General features: G+C 64.8%; 26 protein-coding genes. 10 read left to right on the forward strand and 16 right to left on the reverse strand.

All coding sequences use genetic code 11. The features are described from left to right. Positions 1 to 142: 142 nt before the first annotated feature. From JHW41_RS23195 to JHW41_RS23205, 3 genes are read right to left on the reverse strand one after another with little or no spacing between them, the layout of a single operon-like run. Positions 143 to 1,285 carry a DNA cytosine methyltransferase gene (locus JHW41_RS23195; protein ID WP_250447808.1) on the reverse strand — a complete coding sequence of 381 codons (1,143 nt, stop codon included), beginning with the start codon at positions 1,283 to 1,285 and terminating at the stop codon, positions 143 to 145. Next, positions 1,285 to 2,526: a DNA modification methylase gene (locus JHW41_RS23200; RefSeq protein ID WP_250447810.1), complete on the reverse strand. Its 1,242-nt coding sequence runs from the start codon at positions 2,524 to 2,526 to the stop codon at positions 1,285 to 1,287. The genes JHW41_RS23195 and JHW41_RS23200 overlap by 1 nt, the downstream gene beginning before the upstream one ends. Continuing rightward, positions 2,523 to 3,119: an NUMOD4 domain-containing protein gene (locus JHW41_RS23205; RefSeq protein ID WP_250447813.1), complete on the reverse strand. Its 597-nt coding sequence runs from the start codon at positions 3,117 to 3,119 to the stop codon at positions 2,523 to 2,525. Before JHW41_RS23205 ends, JHW41_RS23200 begins: the two co-directional genes overlap by 4 nt. Positions 3,120 to 3,503: 384 nt before the next feature. On the opposite strand from JHW41_RS23205, the gene JHW41_RS23210 reads away from it, so the two are divergent. Both JHW41_RS23210 and JHW41_RS23215 read left to right on the forward strand, forming a co-directional pair. Beyond that, positions 3,504 to 3,752 carry a hypothetical protein gene (locus JHW41_RS23210; RefSeq protein ID WP_250447815.1) on the forward strand — a complete coding sequence of 83 codons (249 nt, stop codon included), beginning with the start codon at positions 3,504 to 3,506 and terminating at the stop codon, positions 3,750 to 3,752. A gap of 42 nt (positions 3,753 to 3,794) precedes the next feature. Continuing rightward, on the forward strand, positions 3,795 to 4,067 hold the full coding sequence (locus JHW41_RS23215) for a hypothetical protein (protein WP_250447817.1): 273 nt from the start codon (positions 3,795 to 3,797) through the stop codon (positions 4,065 to 4,067). 152 nt (positions 4,068 to 4,219) lie between these two features. Here the strand turns inward: JHW41_RS23215 and JHW41_RS23220 are convergent, their stop codons facing one another. From JHW41_RS23220 to JHW41_RS23280, 13 genes are all read right to left on the reverse strand, one after another. Continuing rightward, complete coding sequence (locus JHW41_RS23220; protein WP_250447819.1) at positions 4,220 to 4,648, reverse strand: DUF6362 family protein; 429 nt, start codon at positions 4,646 to 4,648, stop codon at positions 4,220 to 4,222. Then, on the reverse strand, positions 4,645 to 5,070 hold the full coding sequence (locus JHW41_RS23225) for a crossover junction endodeoxyribonuclease RuvC (protein WP_250447821.1): 426 nt from the start codon (positions 5,068 to 5,070) through the stop codon (positions 4,645 to 4,647). The genes JHW41_RS23220 and JHW41_RS23225 overlap by 4 nt, the downstream gene beginning before the upstream one ends. Before the next feature lie 181 nt (positions 5,071 to 5,251). Next, positions 5,252 to 7,525 carry a phage/plasmid primase, P4 family gene (locus JHW41_RS23230; protein WP_250447823.1) on the reverse strand — a complete coding sequence of 758 codons (2,274 nt, stop codon included), beginning with the start codon at positions 7,523 to 7,525 and terminating at the stop codon, positions 5,252 to 5,254. Beyond that, a complete protein-coding gene (locus JHW41_RS23235; protein ID WP_250447825.1) occupies positions 7,522 to 8,376 on the reverse strand; it encodes a ParB/RepB/Spo0J family partition protein in 855 nt (284 codons plus the stop codon). Before JHW41_RS23235 ends, JHW41_RS23230 begins: the two co-directional genes overlap by 4 nt. Beyond that, positions 8,376 to 9,254, reverse strand: a complete 879-nt coding sequence (locus JHW41_RS23240) for a hypothetical protein (RefSeq protein ID WP_250447827.1) — start codon at positions 9,252 to 9,254, stop codon at positions 8,376 to 8,378. The genes JHW41_RS23235 and JHW41_RS23240 overlap by 1 nt, the downstream gene beginning before the upstream one ends. Positions 9,255 to 9,263: 9 nt before the next feature. Next, on the reverse strand, positions 9,264 to 10,037 hold the full coding sequence (locus JHW41_RS23245; RefSeq protein ID WP_250447828.1) for a PD-(D/E)XK nuclease family protein: 774 nt from the start codon (positions 10,035 to 10,037) through the stop codon (positions 9,264 to 9,266). 28 nt (positions 10,038 to 10,065) lie between these two features. Beyond that, complete coding sequence (locus JHW41_RS23250; RefSeq protein WP_250447830.1) at positions 10,066 to 10,449, reverse strand: DUF6511 domain-containing protein; 384 nt, start codon at positions 10,447 to 10,449, stop codon at positions 10,066 to 10,068. 44 nt (positions 10,450 to 10,493) lie between these two features. Beyond that, positions 10,494 to 10,691 (reverse strand): hypothetical protein, encoded by a 198-nt coding sequence (locus JHW41_RS23255; protein WP_250447832.1) that lies wholly within the window; start codon positions 10,689 to 10,691, stop codon positions 10,494 to 10,496. 15 nt (positions 10,692 to 10,706) lie between these two features. Then, positions 10,707 to 11,315 (reverse strand): hypothetical protein, encoded by a 609-nt coding sequence (locus JHW41_RS23260; protein ID WP_250447834.1) that lies wholly within the window; start codon positions 11,313 to 11,315, stop codon positions 10,707 to 10,709. A 15-nt stretch (positions 11,316 to 11,330) separates the two neighbouring features. After that, complete coding sequence (locus tag JHW41_RS23265; RefSeq protein WP_250447836.1) at positions 11,331 to 12,158, reverse strand: ATP-binding protein; 828 nt, start codon at positions 12,156 to 12,158, stop codon at positions 11,331 to 11,333. Continuing rightward, on the reverse strand, positions 12,158 to 12,334 hold the full coding sequence (locus JHW41_RS23270) for a hypothetical protein (protein WP_158229747.1): 177 nt from the start codon (positions 12,332 to 12,334) through the stop codon (positions 12,158 to 12,160). The genes JHW41_RS23265 and JHW41_RS23270 overlap by 1 nt, the downstream gene beginning before the upstream one ends. Continuing rightward, a complete protein-coding gene (locus JHW41_RS23275) occupies positions 12,334 to 12,804 on the reverse strand; it encodes a hypothetical protein (RefSeq protein ID WP_250447838.1) in 471 nt (156 codons plus the stop codon). Before JHW41_RS23275 ends, JHW41_RS23270 begins: the two co-directional genes overlap by 1 nt. Then, a complete protein-coding gene (locus tag JHW41_RS23280) occupies positions 12,801 to 13,073 on the reverse strand; it encodes a helix-turn-helix transcriptional regulator (RefSeq protein WP_250447841.1) in 273 nt (90 codons plus the stop codon). The genes JHW41_RS23275 and JHW41_RS23280 overlap by 4 nt, the downstream gene beginning before the upstream one ends. 545 nt (positions 13,074 to 13,618) lie before the next feature. Here JHW41_RS23280 and JHW41_RS23285 point away from each other — a divergent pair. From JHW41_RS23285 to JHW41_RS23320, 8 genes are all read left to right on the forward strand, one after another. After that, complete coding sequence (locus tag JHW41_RS23285) at positions 13,619 to 13,798, forward strand: hypothetical protein (RefSeq protein ID WP_250447843.1); 180 nt, start codon at positions 13,619 to 13,621, stop codon at positions 13,796 to 13,798. A 92-nt stretch (positions 13,799 to 13,890) separates the two neighbouring features. Beyond that, the gene (locus JHW41_RS23290; protein ID WP_250447844.1) at positions 13,891 to 14,820 is read left to right on the forward strand and encodes a hypothetical protein; all 930 of its coding nucleotides are present in this window, start codon (positions 13,891 to 13,893) and stop codon (positions 14,818 to 14,820) included. Positions 14,821 to 15,003: 183 nt separating this feature from the next. After that, positions 15,004 to 15,474 (forward strand): DUF2924 domain-containing protein, encoded by a 471-nt coding sequence (locus JHW41_RS23295; protein WP_250447846.1) that lies wholly within the window; start codon positions 15,004 to 15,006, stop codon positions 15,472 to 15,474. Next, positions 15,471 to 15,878 (forward strand): recombinase family protein, encoded by a 408-nt coding sequence (locus tag JHW41_RS23300; protein WP_250447848.1) that lies wholly within the window; start codon positions 15,471 to 15,473, stop codon positions 15,876 to 15,878. Before JHW41_RS23295 ends, JHW41_RS23300 begins: the two co-directional genes overlap by 4 nt. Then, positions 15,875 to 16,237: a recombinase family protein gene (locus tag JHW41_RS23305; protein ID WP_250447850.1), complete on the forward strand. Its 363-nt coding sequence runs from the start codon at positions 15,875 to 15,877 to the stop codon at positions 16,235 to 16,237. Before JHW41_RS23300 ends, JHW41_RS23305 begins: the two co-directional genes overlap by 4 nt. Further along, positions 16,234 to 17,562: a recombinase family protein gene (locus tag JHW41_RS23310; protein WP_284499515.1), complete on the forward strand. Its 1,329-nt coding sequence runs from the start codon at positions 16,234 to 16,236 to the stop codon at positions 17,560 to 17,562. Before JHW41_RS23305 ends, JHW41_RS23310 begins: the two co-directional genes overlap by 4 nt. After that, a complete protein-coding gene (locus tag JHW41_RS23315; RefSeq protein ID WP_250447854.1) occupies positions 17,559 to 18,005 on the forward strand; it encodes a LacI family transcriptional regulator in 447 nt (148 codons plus the stop codon). Before JHW41_RS23310 ends, JHW41_RS23315 begins: the two co-directional genes overlap by 4 nt. Positions 18,006 to 18,041: 36 nt before the next feature. Next, complete coding sequence (locus tag JHW41_RS23320; RefSeq protein WP_250447855.1) at positions 18,042 to 18,698, forward strand: helix-turn-helix domain-containing protein; 657 nt, start codon at positions 18,042 to 18,044, stop codon at positions 18,696 to 18,698. The last annotated feature ends 119 nt before the right edge of the window (positions 18,699 to 18,817 follow it).

The following is an 18,817-nucleotide window of genomic DNA, read 5'->3' on the forward strand; positions in this document are numbered from 1 at the left end:
CCTCACGCCACGCCCTCGCCACCGCATCCAGATCTGCGCTCCTGACGAGCGCTCGAATCAGCTTCATCTGATCGGTCCATGGCCTCGGCTTCCACATGACGTACCCCTCGTCATTTGGTACGACCAGCCTATCCCGGCGGGATTAGGGCCTCAAGGCTCGCAGAATCTCGGCCGCCACCTGGGGAACGATCGCATTGCCGGCGGCGCGCAGTCGAGGTACTCGGGCGGGTAGCCCATGAGCCAGAAGACGAATTCCGGCGTCAGGGATCCGGCGACCGGCGAGGGTTCGACCTGCCTGCCAAGCAGCCCATTGACCGGTGCGCTGCCAATGCTCGTCGCGTCCTTGTGATCCCGGCACGTGGGCGTTGCCCACAGAGCCGGCGGCGCCAGACCCAGCGGGTCGCCGTACAGCGCGGTTTCCACCGCCAGCGCCATCGGATGTTTCACCGGCGCCAACGGGCTCTCCTGCGTTGAACTCTCGTGCGCTTGCGCCGGGAGTGGCGCAGTCGCCCCGCTCCCAAAGGATTGCTTCGGACTGCCCTTCGCCCCGTCGCTCGCGCGCGGCGTGCTCCAGACCGCCTTCACCACGCCCGGTAGGCCGTTGCGCCGCTCGGCCGCGAAGTTGCCCCGCTTCTCGGGGTCGTTCGCCGTCGCGGTCGGCCAGACCGCCTTCGCCGCCACCTGCAAGCTGGTGATGGCCTGCCGGGGCCCCCCCGGCATCCGACGCTTCATCGCCAAGTGCGCGGCCGGGGATTTGTTGTCGTCGCTCGCCACTGCCGTCGGCCAGACGCTGCCCGACGATCCAGACGCGGTCGCGTCGGTGCGGGGCGTTGACGGCGCAAGCTGGAACAACAACCGCCCGGCTGGCGTAGCCTTCGCCTTCCAGGTCAGCGAGAACTCCGTCGAGGCCCAGCGCGATGAGACCAGCAACGTTCTCGCCCAGGAATAGAGCGGGTCGCGCTTGTGCAATAAGGCGATGCAACTCCGGCCAGAGGTGGCGGTCGTCGGCTTGCGCGCGCTGGTTGCCGGCGACGCTGAACGGCTGGCAGGGAAATCCGCCGGTCCACAGCGCCGTGTCGTCCGGCCAAGCCGCGAGCCGGGCGGCGTAGGCGAACCCGCCGATGCCGGCGAAGAAGTGGCATTGGGCGTAGCCGCGGACATCGTCTGCGGAAACAAATCGGATGTCGCGGTCATCGACGTCGCCGGCCGGGATCAATCCGGCCCCCATCAAGTTCTTCAGCCACTGGCACAGGTACGGATCGATCTCGTTGTAGTAGACCGCCATCAGGCAGCAACCTCGACCTCCGGGTCCGCCGCGATGAACGCGGCACCATCGGATCCACGGACGGCCTGCCGGCCGGTGTAGTCCTGCCAGCGCCGGACAATGACATCGACGTACTTCGGGTCCAGCTCGATGAGGCGCGCGCGGCGGCCGGTCTTCTCGCAAGCGATCATCGTCGTTCCCGATCCGCCAAACGGATCGAGTACCAGGTCGCGGGTCTTGCTGCTGTTGCGAATCGCGCGCTCGACCAGCGCCACCGGCTTCATCGTGGGATGCAGTTCGTTGCGCGCAGCTCGGTCGATGAACCAGACGTCGCCCTGGTCGCGCGCGCCACACCAGAATCGGTCGTTGCCGTCGCGCCAGCCGTAGAGGATTGGCTCGTACTGCCGCTGGTAGTCGGCGTGACCGAGGGTGAACTTGTTCTTCGCCCAAATGATGAAGGTCGACCAGCGACCGCCCGCAGCGCGGAACGCGGTCTGCAACCGGTCGAGCTCGGACGACGACATGGCGATGTAGATCGCGCCCTTCGTCACCCGCAGCATCTCGGCGCAAGTCGCTTGCAAGAAGGCCCCGAAGTCGTCACCCAAGTTGTCGTTGAGGATCGGGCGGCGTTTACCGCGTAGCTTGTCCTTCGGATTGTTGGCGTAGTCGACGTTGTAGGGCGGATCGGTGAACGTCATGTCGATCAGTTCGTCCCCGAGCAGCGCGGCGTAGTCCTCAGCGCGCGTGGCGTCGCCGCACAACACGCGATGCTCACCGCAAATCCAGACATCGCCTGGGCGCGAGATCGGATGCTCTTCCGGCTCGGGTGCCGCGTCCTCCTCCGTCTGACCTTCGCCCGAGACCGCAGCCAGCATCTCCTCGATCTCGTCGTCATCGAAGCCGGTCAACGCCAGATCGAATTCGAGCGCGTCCAGGTCGGCCAGCTCCAGTTGCAGCAATTGCTCGTCCCAGTTCGCCCAGGTGGCGGAACGGTTCGCCAGCAGCCGGAAGGCTTTGACCTGGGCCTCAGTCAGTTCGTCCGCCAAGACGACCGGCACCGATTCCAGGCCTAGCTTGCGCGCAGCCTTGAGACGGAGATGGCCGTCGACCAGTTCGCCGTTGCTGCGCACCACGCACGGAATTCGAAATCCGAACTCGCGGATCACCGCGGCCATCTGGTCTACGGCATGGTCGTTCTCGCGCGGATTGCGCGCATAAGCGATCAGCCGGTCGACCGGCCAGTGCTCCAGTTGCAGGTTCATTTCGCTCGCAGTGGGCGGCGCGCGCGGCCGAGCGCACCGGGCACATGCGGCCAAGTGTCGCCGACCACGGCGGAGTAGATGGTCATCATGGGCAGCCGGTAGGTCTGCGCCAGTTCGTTGTAGCGACGACCCGCGCGCCGGTGATCGCGCAACTCGGTCACCAGGGATTCGGTGAGGTTGGCCGACGGATGTCGCTCGCCGCGGTTGTCCGGCGACGTACCGTGCAGTACCCGGTCGGCGCAATTCTCCTTCGGCGTAGCCCAGCGCAGGTTCGCGACCCAGTTGTGGCTGCGAACCCCATCATTGTGGGCGACTTGGTGCCGCGGCGTCGGCGGCGGCCCCAGGAAAGTCAACGCCACTAGGCGATGAACATTGAAGTAGCCGTACCGGCCGTCCCGACTCAGCGCAACCTGCAGATAGCCACCGGTGTCCGGTTTCGGCTTGAGCAGCTTCCCGGCCGGATGCTGTCGGTATGCGATTGACCGCCGGATGTTGCCTCGGTCGGAAACTTCGTAGCTCGGATAGTCCGAGATCTGCCGCCAGCGCTCCGCGCCACCGTCGATTAGCGATGGTGGACGCGCGTTGGGAATCATGATTTGCGCCGTGCTCGGCGCCTCGGAGTTGACTTATCGGGACGGCGCGAACGCGATCCGCAAACCTCATGCAAGGGTTGACGCTAGCGTGATTTTGCGGCTTGGCCCCCCGCATGCCCTGATGGCGAGGAAGGACCCGGTCAATTCTTAGCCACCCCTCGCCGCCCCGCCGCGCGTCCGCGCCGCGGCCAAGGGCGATAGGGGCCCACCGGCGCCTTCGACGCGCCGCGCCGTGTGCGCCTGTGTGCGCGCCACGTCAGGTCGGCGTGATGCGACGTCACTCCCGGCCGTGCCGCCTATCGCGATCTGACGACGCTGGGGTATTACCCCCTAGTCAAATTGCCTACGACGCGCTTTGATGCTCGCGAGGCGAGGAGAAGCGCCATGCTCCGATACCAGATCGTCCTGCGTCGCCGGCTCGGCTCGCTGCTGAATCTGCTTCCGCTGCGCGTCGTTGCCTTAACCTATGTCCAGTCGCTCGAAGGACTGCGCGATGTCCAGCTGGAATACGCCTCTAGGAAACACGCTGTACTCAGCGTCGCCTGGCCAGGCGAAGGCACACCAGTCATACCGGAGGAGTATCTTGATCGGTACGGACTGGAGCGCACAGAGCTTGCCGAGACCGTGACCTAGTTCGCTCAGCTTCCACGTGAGTCCCTATGGGGAGGGGCCATCATGCAGGCGTCGATCAGAATCCGCAGAGCGTGGAATGTCCAGCTCGTGACCGTGCCGATCGAGGAGCTAGCCATCATTGCCCTTCAGGCGGTGCCGGGTATCCGATCGCCCGTGGTCGAACGTGAAGATATGCATGACGTGGTGCTTACGTTCCAGTGGGATGGCCAAGGGACGCCAGACGTTCCAGCCGACTACTTGCACCGCTTCGGCCTGGAAATCGCACCCGAACTGGGCACGCCTTCCGACCAAGAAAAAGGCGGCGGTCCAATTTGAACCGCCGCCCATCCCGCTGCGCCTACACCACCACGTGTCGGACATACCCGCGTCAGCATGGGATCTAGGCTAGGGCAAATCCGGGGTTTTTGGGACACCCCATAACGGCCGCGATCATGATCCTGGATAACTGTGGATATCGCAGGATCCGTTCAGTGAAGAATTGTCGTGTCTGCCGACTGCTCGCAGGCGGCAAAGCGCGGCAATTGGCCATTGAGGTGAACGACTACGACCGCCAGCGCGTGCTGGTAGCGGCGCCACGCGGTCTTGCGAATCAGGCCAGTGCGGTGGCTGATCTCACGCCACGGCACGTACTGCGCGCGTAGCCAGACCAGCCGACGCTGTTCCTCCTCCAGCCAGCGCAGCCATCGCACCGTCTCGCCGAAGCGATCGATCGCGCCGGGCGACGCCGTGAACCGAAGAATGATGCGCTCGTCGGCATAGCCCTCCCACGACTGCCTGTTGATGTCCGGCCAGAACGCCGCGTATCCCTGCACGCGGGCCGGCGGCAGCCGGCGCGCGGTGATCGCGGCCTCTTGGAATCGGTCCGTGACCTGCTGGATGTTCCAGATGGTGCTCATGCTTCCGCCCCTTGCGACAGCGCCCAGTGCAGCAGGGCGAGCGCGTCGGCCTCGTTGTCGTCGGTCGGCGCGTGGCCGCGCCGCTGCATCGCGGCGATCATGGCCGCCTTGTCGGCATTGCCCTTGCCGGTCGCGAATCGCTTGATCGTGCCGACCGGCACGCCCTGATACGGAATCCGGTGCTGCTCACACCAGGCCGTCAGCTGCGCCAAGAATCCGCCGTAAGCGTGCGCCGCATCGACGCCGCGGTGCCGACGCACCTCCTCGAAGTAAATTGCCTCGACCTGGCCGACAAATGCCTGGGTCTCGTCCAGCCAGCGGCCGAATCGCAGGTACCGCATGCCGCCGCCCTCGAACCGGCCCGGCCGGAACGCCTGGGTGCCGCTGGCGATCTGGCCGCCGCGCGCCAGCGCCCAACCCATCGTCGTGCCCAGGTCCAGGGCCAGTGTTGTCCTGCTCATCTTGCTTCCCTCGGGTCTCGCTAGGTGACGGATGTGGCGGGTTTGCCGGTTAACGCTTGTATGTGCGTGCGCGCGCACACGCGAGGGGTAACTAGCAAACCCGTCACATCCGTCACCCACGCTTGTTATGTGATTGAATTATTTAGCTTGCGTAGCGAGTGAAGCTCTTGGGCCGCAGACTGAGTCCGAGTACATAGCGCGCCCCTTTTCCGCCTCGGCGTCGCTCGTACTTCCGCGACTCCAACATCTCGGCGAAGCGCTTGATCGATCCGGCGAACTCGCCGTTGGCCATGCACCACTCCTTCCAGTCGGCGAACAAATCCGACACGAGTGCCTGAGACTGCCTGTGCTCGTGGCACCGCTCGTCCACCCATCGGCCGAGCGCGTCCTCGGCCTCGAAGTACTCGTCGGTTGCATCGAGAACGCACTGCGGCGGCTTCAGGCCAATACGCTGCCACTCCAGGCAGCCTTCGACGGCCCACGCCAACACCCCCTCGCGTTCGGCGAGCAACTTGCGCGCCAAGTCGCGGTCACGCCGCTCCGGCGGAACTGTTACGGTGAAGGGGATCAAGTGCAGACGACGCTTCATCGCCTCGTCCACATTGCGGATGGCGGGCTTGTGGTTGCCGGCGATGACCAGCTTGAATTGCGGGACGTATTCGAAGAAGTCCTGCCGCATGAAGCGCGCCATGATCTTGTCGCCGCCCGTGATCGCTTTGAGCTTCGATTCGTTCCAGCGCCGCCCCTCTTCCGTTTCGACCGAGGCGACGAAGCGCGCGCCGCGCAGACCCGCCAGTTCCGTGGGATGCCGCTCGCCGCGGCTCTCCATGAACGTGTCCATTGGCGCGCTGGTGGCGTAGTCGCCAAGGATGGTGGCTAGCGTGTTGACGAACACGGACTTGCCATTGGCGCCCGTGCCGTAGAGGAAGAACAGCGCATGCTCGGTGGTCACGCCGGTCAAGCAATAGCCTGCCATGCGTTGCAGATAGGCCTGCAGTTCGCCGTCGCCGCCGGTGACGTCCGCGAGGAACCGGCGCCAGAGCGAACATTCCCCGTTCATTCCCGCCGTCGCCATCCGGGTAAGGCGATCCAGCCGAGCGTGCTTACGCAATGCCCCTGTCTTGAGATCGATGGTTCCCGCAGGCGAGTTCAGCAACCAGGGGCGGGTGTCCCACTCCTCGGCATCGGAGGCGTGATACCGGTCGCTGCGGGCCATGCGCTCAACCGCGGACACGGTCGACGCACTTGCCAAACGCGCCTGCTGACTTCCGGTGTTCGCGTAGGTGGCCGCCACGCGGCAGACGCCACGCACCAGGTGGTTGACCGTCAGCGTGCGATCGGGGTTCCAGCGTTGCCCGCTCCACACCATCCACTGTCCCCAGGCGGCGCAATAGCGCCAATCCTCGTGGTAGCGGTTAGTGAAGGCAGTCGCCAGGCCATCGTCGGTATGCCAGCCGAGCTCGCCGAAGTCGATCGCTTCTGCCCGTTCGGGCCGCGTGATCGGCGTGCGCTCGCCAGCGCGCAGGAAGCCGATGACGTCGAAGCGCTCTTCGACGGCGTCAGCAGCATCCCAGCCCTGCTCCTTATCTTCGGGCGGATACAGGATCGCGCAGGAGATCGCGCCGGCCGCGAGCGCGGCGTGGGCGACGGCCAGCGCGTAGTCCCAGCCGGCCTTGTCCTTATCCGGCCAGATCAGCACGTGCTTGCCGCGCAGGGGCGCCCAATCCGTTTTCTCGACCGGCGCCTTTGCGCCGTTCATGGCTGTCGTGGCAGGCACGTCGAGGGCGATCAAGGCATCGGCCGCCTTCTCGCCTTCCACCACCACCACATCGAGGGCCGCGGCGAGACCGGGTTGATTGTAGAGCGGCCGCGGCTCCGGCGCGGCGTGCTTGCGGCGCTTCGCATCCCAAGGGCGATATTCCTTGCCGGTCGGCGGATCGTAGCGGTACACGCAGGCGATCAGCTCGCCGTCGGCGCCGAGGTAGTCCCAGCGCGCGGTCGCCGGCCCGAGTTCGTCCAGCACGGGCTCGGCGCGACGGCGCGGTCGCGGCGCGATCGGCGACGGGATCGGTGCGTGTCCGGCCAAGTCAGCGGCCCGCGCCAAGACTGCGGCGAAGTCGTGGCGGCCGTCCAGACCGGCCTGCGCGGCAACCAGGTCGAACACGTCGCCGCCCTCGCCGGTCGCGTGGTCGGTCCACAGCCCGGCCTTCGGCCCAGACAGCTCGACCTCCAAGCTGTCGCCCTTCTCGCCTTCAACGTTCCCGAGATGGAACTTTCCGCGTCTGACGCGCCCGTGCGGATACAGTGCCTGGAGGATACTCTCCAGGCGTTGCAGCAGCTTCGCTTTGACGGCATCCCGCGACGGACGCTCGGGCCTAGGTTCGGTCGGAATCTCTGCGTCGTTGAAGTCCATCATGCCCGTTCCTCGATGCCCTTACGCAGCGCGGCGTCGAGCTCGCGAATACCGGCAGTGGCCTTCAAGACCAGGCCGAGTTGCCCCTGTAGTCGCGGGCTGTCCCAGTCCATCTCGGCCACGCACCGGCGCGCGAATTCCTCGGGCGACTCGGCGGCGTCCATGCTGTCGGTGGCGAAGCGTTCTAGCCGGACCAGCACTTGGCTGCCGTAACGGACCGTGGCTTCGACAGGCGCGACGAACTCAGGGCGGTCCACGCGGTTTCGACTCGCACTGCGATTGAGTGATGCCGAAAGCTCGCGCTGCCGCGGCTTGCGCTCCTCGATCGCCACCAGCCGGGCCTGCGCTTTCGGATTCAGCGAGGCGATCTTGACGCCTTCGTGCACGCTGATCGCCCCCGCATCGATCTTGGCGACTAGCTCCGGGATTCCGGTCTCTCGGATACGAACCGCATTCGCGATCGTTCGGTCGGAAACCGCCAGCAACTTGGCTGCTTGGTCACGCGTCACAATCTCATTCTGCAAATTTGCAGAATGAGAATAGCTGCCTCCGACCTGCCGGTTAGCCAAGCGGGAGGCCACCATGCCGCGTTGCGATTCGCTGAGGTGCCGCCGGGTGACGTTCTCGCTGATGACGAAGGCCAGGGGATCGTCGCCGTCGAAGGTGACGAACCGGGGCTCGATGCCGCACTCCAGGCATGCTCGATACCGGTGCCGGCCATCGAGGATGGCCCCTTCGAAAACAACGACCTCATGGCGAAGCCCGTGGGCCCGGATGTCCTCGACCAGTGCCCGAAACGCGTCGTCGGCCATGTCCGGCAGCGCCAAACAGAGCGGGTGGAACTCCATAGTCATCAGATTAGCTCCGGCAGCTTCTCATCGGCGCGGGGGAACACCGCCCGCCAAGAGCGGACCTCCCGCCTAGCGCGATACAGATTCCAGGCCTTGAAGCACGCGTGGATCTGGACGCCGTCGCGGATCGCTCGGCCCTGCATACGGGATTCCATGAATTTGTTGCGCAGGTGATAGATCGACTCGGTCATCGACAGTTCCCCGCCAGTGAACAACGCCGCGAGGAAGTCCTCGGCGTCATCCTGATCGATCTGAGCAAATCGCCAATGCAGAAACATCGCCTTGGCATGCGTGATCGGCGGATAGCGTTTGGAAAGCAGGGCGGCATATCGGCTCGCAGGCTGCACGTACGGATGCTGCTTCCAGAAGTCCAGTTGTGCCTGGTTCGTCGGACGCGCCGAACTGTGTGGCGGCAGACCGCGGCTGTAATTCACAATCATCGGCAGCGCTGCGGCGGCGGTCCGGGCTTCGCTGAGCGAGATGCCGTCGATGGTCAAAATGTCGGAGCCGGTTCGTTGCCGGCCGGTATCGATCACGTCGAACGATCCGTCCTCCAACCCGGTATTCACGACGACATCGATGGTGGCGTCCGCTTCCACAATCGCAGAGAGTCGATGCTGTCCGTCCAGCAGGCGACCGGTCCTACTGAACTTGATCGACTCGCCGGTGCTCTTCCAGTGCCCACCCAGCATGTCGTTGGCGTACTGCGTAACCGCCTTGAAGCGGATGGGGCGATTGTTGCTATTCCGATGCAGCCACGCCGACGCGACGGCGGCATTGACCAAGACCACCTCGATCGAGCAGCGTTCGCGAGTGGGCAGTGCGATGGCCTCGGCTTCGGACTCGATCGTGATGGGCAAGGTGTGGACGTTCTGACTCATGGGAAGTCCTTAGTGGTGGGTGGTGGGGATGGACAAGGTCCAGCAGCGGTCCTGCCAGGCGCAGCCACGACACGTTTGGTGGGTCGGTGTCGTGCTGATTCGGGGGAGAAGTTCGGCGGCGTCGCAGGCACGCAAGATTTCGACGGCGCGATCGGACGCGCGCTGGGCCAGGCCGCGATCGAAGACCACGCGCTCCGCGTAGATCGACATGTCGTCGGCGCAAATAGCGGTAAACAGCGCCGGATGTTCGTGCAGCCCGAGATAGGCCTGATACAGCGCGATCTGGGTGGCGTACACCGGCCGGCTCAACGCCAGCCGTTTGCGTTGCAGTTCGCGGTAGGTCTTCGTGCCGACGGCCTTGTTCTCCCACAACATGGGATAGCGGAAGCCGTCAGGGCCACCGACGATGACGCCGTCGATATGACCGCGCACTCGGCCGCCCGCCGTCTCGAACCCGAACTGCTGGCCGGCCTCATCGTGGGTCCGCAGGTCGAAGCCGGCCACACGCAGCCAGTCGGCCATCCAATCTTCCATCTGGTGGCCGCGCTGGAAGACGCGCAACAGTCGGCCCGGGAAGTGGCGTCCACAATCCTTGGCCGCGTCGAAGAACTGGAACTGCAGGCGGCGGCTGCACTCCTCTCCCAGGCTGGAAGCGCCTAGGTATTCACGCGCGGGCCGCGTGGCGGCGTCGCGCTCCATCGCGGCGTCGATCAACGCCGTCAGCTGCTCCGACAGGTCGTGCGAGTTGAAATCAAGCATGACGTCGCTCGAATAGGTGGCCAATGCCAGAATTTTTCTGGCGTGCCATTTCTCAAAAGGGGATCGGATCGTCGAAGGGTCGGTCCGGATCGAGCGGCGGCACGGGCTTGTTTCGTGGATCAGCCTGCTCGCGAAGCGTGGACTCGTACGCCATCGTCACGGCCTCGACCACTTCGGTGGCTTGCACTTGCGTGTACTGCGCCAGCGGCACGTCGAAGCCGACGCGCTCGGCGACTTGCGCCAGCGCGGATAGGCAAGCGCGCTGGGCTTCATGGGACAAAGGGTGTGGCACGGGCAAAAGCTCCTCCACCGCGCTCGGATTCGTCCGAGCTCGGGTCGCGTAGAGTTGGTGAAAGGCGTTCTGGCAGGCAGTCGAGCAGAACGCCCAGCGGTACGGCGTGCGCCGTGGATCAGCGATGCGGCGGCGCAGGTCCATGTGGCCGAACCCGCGCGCGGGTCGGCCGCAGCCCCAGCACGGCGTCATCGGCCATGCCGCGATCGATCAAAGACATGGTCGCGGTACTCGATCAGGGCTTGCGCGTGCTCGTCGTGGTGCTGCGCCAGAGCAATGAGGCGCTGGATCTGCGCGTCAAGCTCGGCGCTGGACAACTCGCGCAAGGGGGTGAAGATGCCGTCGCCGTTCGGGTAACGGTCCTGGAGGCGGGAATTTCGCGGCATGGTGGCGTATGCCCATCACTGCGCCCACGTCGGACGGCCGGCGATCGGCGCCTGCGCGGCCTGGTTCGCAGCGTGCGCGATGTGCGCCGGCATCGCGGCGGCTTGCGCCGGCAACGGCTGCACCGCGCCCATCACCTCTTTGTACTGCGGGTGGTCGGGCATGATCGGCACCTTGATCACCGCCTTGTCTTCGCCGTAGCTGTCCTTTTCCCAGTCGACCTTGCCGACGAACACCGTGCCGTCCAGGTCGCCGAAGCTCTCGATGCACCGGCCCTGTTGCGCGGCCGCGCTCATGTCGTCGGGATGCAGGGCGTTCGCGGAATTGAGGACGCCCTTGATGAAGCTGCGCCCCATCTGGCCCCAGGTCGGCCCCTTCGGGCTGTGCAGGCCGATCAGGGTCCACAGCTTGCGGCGCGCGTACTTGCCCTCCAGCACGACGAACTCGGCGTTCAGGTAAACGGCGCCGGTGTCGCCTCGACTGGCCCAGCCGTGCAGCCAGCCGTTGGCGGCGTCGCTGTAGCCGCCGGGCTTGATGGTCATGCGCACCTTAACCAGCGTGCCCTTTGGGATGAGGGAGAACGCCGGGCTCTCGGCGTCGTTGAAGTTGTTCCAAGCGGAGGACATGGATGACCTTTCTTATTAGTGGAGCGTGGGGGGAGTGGGCGCGGCCGCTTCCGGCGCGCCGAGCTTTCGCATGAGCTGGCCCAGGTCCGGCGGCTCGACCATGTCGAGCCGGCCGGATCGATCCTTGGCGGGGTAGCCCCAAGGATTGGCGGTGTGGCAGACGAAGGCGCGATACGCCGGCCCCTCAGTCGCGGGAACCTTCGCGAGCGTGATGACCTCGTCCACGATGCCCGGCAGTTCCAGGCCGGTCTTGGAGCCGTCGATCTGCAGTTCGTGGGTACGGCGACCGAAGTCGTCCACCCGATCTTCGAGAATGCCGACGAACCAGACGTGCTTGCCGCGGACATGCTGGAGTTGGGTGAGCCAGCCGACCATTTCCTGTCCGAGCAGGCCGTAGGCGCCGCGGTTGTCGGGCTTGCCGGTCTTCTCGGAGAACGCCTGCGGCTGCCCTTTGCACCATTGCAGGCATAGCCGGCCGGCGACGGTGATCGAATCCACGAACAGGGTCTGGTACTTCGCGAAGATGGCCGGGTCGCCGTAGCGCAGTTGCGCGGATTCGAGGTGCCATTGGCTGTAGGGCTGGTTTTCGCGCAGCGCCGGATTCGCGCCGCCGAGCAGGACCGCGATGTCCTGGCAGTCCTCCCAGGTGCGCGGGCGGATGCTGTCGCCGGGCCAGCTCATCACCGGCAGGTCGCCGGCTTCGATGTCCACGAACAAGGTCGTGGCCGGATCCAGCGTCCACAGTTGCGAGGTCTTGCCCAGCCCCCAGCCGCCGACGAGCACGCCCTTCACGCCGCGGGCTTCGGCAAGCCGCTGTTCGGCGGTAATGATCGGAAATGCCATCAGACGGCACTCCCGGTCTTGCGCAGGAACTCAGCGACCGCTTCGGCCGCCTCCGGCGTCACCGGTTCGTGTTCCTCGGGACCGTCGCTCAACTCCGTCAGCGCGTAGGTCGTGCCCAGTTCGTGCACCGCGGTCATGAGGATCCAGCGGCCCCAACTTACAGTTGTGATTTTCATCACGCTTTTCCTTCGGTCAGCGACAGACGGAACACCGGTTTGCCGGGCTTTAGGGTTCGGGCAGAATCGAAGGACGCGCGCATAGACGCCGGCCATGCCATGTACTTGCTCTCGCTGACGCGATAGCTGATCTCTACGAACTCGGCCGGGTCTTCGCCGGCGCTGCGGATTCGCTCCACGATCCGGCCGAGTGCCGCCTGGTCCCACTCGACCTTCTTCGGCACCTCGCAGGAAATCCGCACGGGGCCTTCGGTCAGCGTGACCGTGCCGGTGTCCTTACCGGCCGCGAAGCGCTGCTCGGCGGCGCGCTTGCCGTAACGGATGTCGAGCGCTTGGTCGATCTTGTCGGCCTGCGCACGCGCCGCGGCAACGGCCTCCGCCGCCTGCAGCTTCAGGTCGAGCAGCAGGCCAGGCTCGAAGTCGGCAAGTTCGCTGGCCGGTCGGTCGATGCATCGAGCGAGCAGGTTCATGCCGACGCTCCTTGCGCGGCCGCCGCGGCGCGCTCGCGCTGCGCCGCCAGACGCAGGTCGTTGCTGGGGATGCGCGCGTTGTCGGCGGTGGAGGTGCGCATGGACTCGGACTCGTACAACTCGATGTCCTCCAGGCGGTACTTCACGCGCCGGTCGACCAGCTTGAAGAACGGCGGGCCGATCGCTTCGGTGCGCCAGCGCGCCAGTGTCTCGGTCGTGACGTCCCAGCGCGCAGCGAGCTGTTCGGTCGTCAAAGAGTTGTCGTTCATGGGAAGGTTCTCGTCGTCGACGTGGCGCTGTCGGGACGAAAGACTGCGCGAAGACGAGCACGAAAGAAAAGTAGCAACAGCATAGAAACGCGTGGGCCGTTTCTATGCGTTTCTATGCACGATCATCGAAACCGCTAAAAACCCGGCGAAACGCGCATAGAAATCGATCTGCGCCGACGCGAAAAAATTTTTGCCGAGCGCAATCGCTGATGCGCTGGCTTGTAGCAACAGCGCGATGACGGAGTCCGTCCAGGTCGACGCGGATGTCGAAGCAGATGCCGAAGCCGATGTCGTCGCGATGGCAATTGCGCCCGACAGTTCGAGCGCGACGAGCGGAGGAGGTCTGGCCGCGGGTGGAAAAAAATAGAAATCGGGGCCTGTTTCTAGCTAATTCGCATCTGAACCCGAACGGACCGTGAACTCGCATCCGTGACTTGTGGGGGATGGCGTTCAGTGATGTTGCGCACGACTTCCGCGGCGCGCTATCTTCGTTAACAAGAAAGAAAGCCCACTCGAAGTGGGCCGCACAATGAAGGACATCACCGATGCGCAATGGACTGTTCGACCACATCGTCGTGGCGGCTTCGCGCAACCACGGCAACCCCCTCCCCCGCTGCTACCGCGCGCCGAACATCGGCTGCGTGCGAGACCGGATCGGCGTAGGCGCAGGCCTACGCCACTCGATCATTGCCACGCACCCGATAGCGCGCCAGCCGATCGATTGATCGACTAGTTCGTTTCGCCCCCTGCCGTACCCCGCTTCAGACCTTTCTGGCCTGACGGGCAGCATTTGCCCCGCAATACCCAAGGATTCCGCGTGCTCAACAGAGTCATCCACTGGTTCGAAATCGGACCGGTCGGCACCCTGCTGCCTTACGACAACGATGCGATGGAGCCGTTCGTAGTAGTCGGTATGTTGACCGAGCCCAAACGCGCCCGGCATGTCGAATGTCGGAGCTGCAAGCTCAAGAAGTCGTTGCAAATCGGTGTGTGGGACGAGCGCACCGTGCGATGCAGTCGATGCGCGGGCGTGGTGACGCTGGGCACGGAGTACTTGTCGGTCAGCGTAGTCGAAAGCTGGCTGCCGGCCTCCTTGGCGCGCCAAGTCGAGGACCTGGATGCTCTGCCCGAGACGCTGATCGAGGGACGCCTGTGGCGCCTGTCCCGAGCCGATGCGTCGCGCACCTGCGTGTACCTATTGCGAACCGCGCTCCATCCAGACCTTGCTCCAATCCTTCAGGCGCTGGAGCGCGACAGCGGAACGCGTCGGCGCGTCGTGATCACCTCGTCCCCCCTCGCTTCGCCGCCCAACGGCGATCCCAACCAGACCTTTGTCGCATTGAACTCAATCTCTCACATGGACGTGGAAGGCATCCGCTTGGACACCGACAAGTTTCTGCACCTGCTGCGCGAAGACGCCACGCTGTGGTTCGACCTGCCGCCGCCCTACAACCGGTTAACCCTGGGTGGCGAGTCGCTGGAGCTGCGTCGCAATCAACGCGAGTTCATGCGCTTGCTCAAAGAAGCGCACGCATCCGGTCAAGCCACGACCAGCTGGCGCGCCCTGGTCGAACGCGCCGGCTACGACACCGATTACAACTACACCAGCATGTGGCAACTGTTCTCGAAGAACGCCTCGCGCTTCATTGCTTGGTCCAAAGGCGAAGTGTGGATTCGCCGAGCGCCGGAGCCCAGATCCGCCACCCCACGCGCGGGACCACCCCGCAGGAAAAAGGACATCTCATGAACGATTCGATACGCGCTTCTGCCCAGCAGCGACTGTTGATGGTCGCCGAGCTACTCGCCACCGGCCTGCTGCGCACGCGATGCAAAAACTCCGCGTCCGCGCACCGCCCTGTGGACCTTGATAACGCCTCCGAAGAGAGGGTGACTGTCCGCGCCCTCAAACCACCACGGAGAGACCGACGCGATGTCCATTAACCCGCTACCTGAAAATGTTATCGCCCAGATCGAATCGCTCTACCAGATGAAGTGGATCGACCTGAAGGCGATGTGGACGGATCGCTTCGGCGCTCCGCCGGGCATCAACAACCGGCGCTACGTCGAGCGGCGTCTGGCACACCGAATACAAGAGGACGCCGCGCGCGCGGCCCGTTCTTCGATTGTCGCCGCGAACGACGATCGCATCCGCCACCTTCTGAGCACCGGAACCATGAAAGCGCAGGACAAGAACCGGCTGCAGCCCGGCCTCGTGATCACCCGAAACTACCACGGCGCCCTGCATTCCGTGCGCGTCCTCGGCAAGGATCGCTTCGAGTACCTGGGCAAGCCCTACTCCAGTCTGTCGGCGATTGCGCGCGAGATCACCGGCACGCGCTGGTCCGGCCCGCTCTTCTTCGGCATCAAGGCCGATGCCGCTTCCGGAAGGAAGACCCGATGACACCGCCCCGCACCGTCGCCTGCTACATCCGCACGCCCAGCTACCACTCCGACGCCTTGACCCAGCAGATCCGGATCACGCGGCAGTTCCTGCGCACCCAATTGGGCGCTTACGCGAGCGTGATCTACTGCGACGAAGCCCATTCGGGTACGACGCTGGACCGGCCCGGCCTGCAATCGCTGCTGGCGCACGTCGAAGCCGGCGGCGTCGAAGCCGTCGTGGTCGCCGAGTACCACCGCCTGTCTCGCATTCACACCCAACTGCTCACCGTGCAGATGAAGCTGGAGCGCGCCAACGTCGCCCTCTGGGTCGCCGCGCCGCACCCGCGATTAGCGCCTGGACTGCCCCGGTCCGCACCCCACTCCTTCCTCTACGACGCCCCCATCCCGGAGGCCCGCCCATGACCACGCCGCTGCGCATCGCCGTCTACTGCCAAACTCCCATCGCCTCGCCCGACCACATCACCGTCCAGCGCGTGACGCTGGTCGAAACCCTCAACCGCTGCTGCGACGTCACCCCGACACTGTCGGTCTACGTCGACGACGGCTACTGCGCGCACAGCCAGAATCGCCCGGGATTGCAGCGCCTACTCCAGGCCGCTGAGGCCCGGCAGATCGATTGCATCGCCGTACTCGGACGCCAGCACCTTTCAACGAGGACGGCGGATTACGACGAACTGCTCCGGGTGCTGGAGCAGAAGTACCATGTGTCGGTGATGGAGTGCGAGCTGGCGCCGGCGCGGATCGTCCGGGGCGCGGCATGAACGGTCGCGCGCGCCTGCGCTGCGCGGTGTACACCAGAGTCTCCACCGATGAGGGCATGGGCCAGCTGTACACCTCGATTGACGCCCAGCGCGACGCCGGGGAGTCCTACATCGCCAGCCGGCGTTCCGAGGGCTGGGTGCCGGTGGGCGAGTTGTACGACGATGCCGGCTACTCGGGCGGCACCCTGGATCGCCCTGCCCTGCAGCGGCTGATCGCCGACGTCAAAGCCGGCCGCGTGGACGTCATCGTTTCGTACAAGCTGGATCGCTTGAGCCGTTCGCTGCTGGACTTCCACGACCTGATCAAGGTCTTCGACGCCCACGACGTGACCTTCATTTCGGTCACGCAGCACTTCAACACCACTGACGCGATGGGGCGGATGCAGCTGAACATGCTTCTCGCCTTCGCCCAGTACGAGCGCGAAGTGACCGCCGAGCGTATCCGAGACAAATTCGCGGCCAGCAAACGCAAGGGCTTGTGGATGCACGGCATCCCGCCGCTGGGCTACGACATCGAGCAGCGCCGTCTCGCCATCAACCTTGAAGAGGCCGAGATCGTGCGCTGGGCGTTTACCCAGTTCCTGGCACTGAAGTCCATCCAGAAGCTCGCCGAGCAAGCGCGCGCCCTTGGGTACCGCAACAAGTCGTGGACCACGAAGGCTGGGATCTTTCGCGAAGGCAAGGTTCTGGACAAGAGCGGGCTGCACAAGATCCTTCACAACCGGACTTACCTCGGCCACTTGAAGCATGGAGACTCTGAGGTTCCCGACACGCATCCGGCCATTATAGATTCGGACCTGTGGAAAGCAGTCCATGCGCTGCTCTCGACCAACTCGGTCGCGCGCGGCAACGTCACGCGCTCGCGCATCTCCTTCTTGTTGAAGGGCCTGGTGTTCGCGGCGGACGGCCGCGCCCTGATCCCCTGGCACACCACCAAGGGAAACGGACGGCTCTATCGCTACTACCAGACGCGGGAGACGATGGAGCGCGGCCGCCTCTCCGAGTCCGTGCTACCCCGACTTCCGGCCAGCGAGCTGGAAGACATCGTGCTGCAGCAGCTGCGCGACATCTTCAAGCGCGAGGACGTACTCGCCGAGGTAGTGAAGGCCGCCGTCGCAAAAGACCCCTCGCTGGATGAGGCGCGGGTCACCGTCGCCTTGCGCCAGATCGACCGCATCTGGGAGTCGCTCTTCCCCGAAGAACAAGCCCGGCTGGCACAACAGCTGATCGAGCGCGTCGTGGTCACACACAGCGCTATTGAGATCCGCATGCATGCGCTGGGGTCGGCCACGTCGATACAAGAACTCATGAAGGACAACGCATGAACGAACTCGTCATCCAAGTCGGCGGCGACGCCGACATCGTCCAGATCAGCAATGGCGACACGCTCATCCGCGTTCCCGTCAAACTTCGCCGCCGGTCGGGTAAGCGTCGTCTCCGCCAAACCAAGGTTCAGTTCGCAGAGCTTTCCGCCGAGCTCACTGCGCTCCAGTCCGCGCTCGCGCGCGGCTATCGATGGCGCGCGATGCTGGACACCGGCGAAGTCGCGTCCATGAAGGACATCGCGGACAGCGAGAATATCGACCGCAGCTACGTCGCCCGCATGATCAACATGACGCTGCTCGCGCCCGAACTGATCGAGGCGATCCTGGACGACACCGTTCCGGACTGGACGTTGGACGACGTGGCCATCGCTCCACCGGATCGCTGGGATGAGCAGCTAGCGAAGTTCACCGCGCTCAAGCCCCATTTGTCCGGCTACAACTAATCGTCTAGTCTCGAATGGCCACAGCAAGGATCACCCATGCCTAACATCGCTACGATTCTCAAAGCCGAAGTAGCACGACTGACGCGCAAGGAGCTCAAACTCCAAGTCGAACCGTTGCGCAAACAAGTGGGCGCGCAGCGCAAAATGATCGCGGCACTGCGCGCTGACGTCGCCAAACTTCAAAAGGGCATAGCCTCAGGAAGTCGAAACGCGGTCGCTGTCCAGCGCGCGGAAGACGCTCCTGCAACACGCTCGCGGTTCTCCGCCAGCGGGCTGAAGAAGCTGCGTAAAAAGCTTGGGCTGACGATGGAGGCATTCGGCATCCTGCTCGGGGTCAGCGCCCAGGCCATTTACATGTGGGAGCGCGGCCAGAACCGTCCGCGCGCGGAGTCAGTCCAGAAAATCGCAATCGCGCGCGGCATGACTAAGCGACAGGTCCAAGATCTGCTGGCTCAGCATGCGCCGTCGGCCAAGCCTGTCGTACGTCGCACCCGGAAGCCGTCGGCGAAGAAGGCTGCTCCGATCGCAGCGAAAAAGGCGTCCAGTAAGGCAGCAACTGCGGTGACGAAGAAGGCAGCCCGCAAGGCTCCGACCGCGAAGAAGACGACTAAGAGCGAATCGCCGCCGGCAAGCAAGCCAAGACAACGCAAGGGCGAACAGAAGGCGAACGGGGCAACCACGGGCCTACAATAAAAGATGCCCGCCGGTTTCCTTACCGGCGGGCAACCAAGGTGAGCGGTGACGCGGCGGCTGTGCCGAGGAGGCATACCACGGCGCCGCGTACCGCTCATGCCAGTTTAGCAGGCGGCAAT

Source organism: Lysobacter enzymogenes, assembly GCF_023617245.1.
Lineage (GTDB): Bacteria > Pseudomonadota > Gammaproteobacteria > Xanthomonadales > Xanthomonadaceae > Lysobacter > Lysobacter yananisis.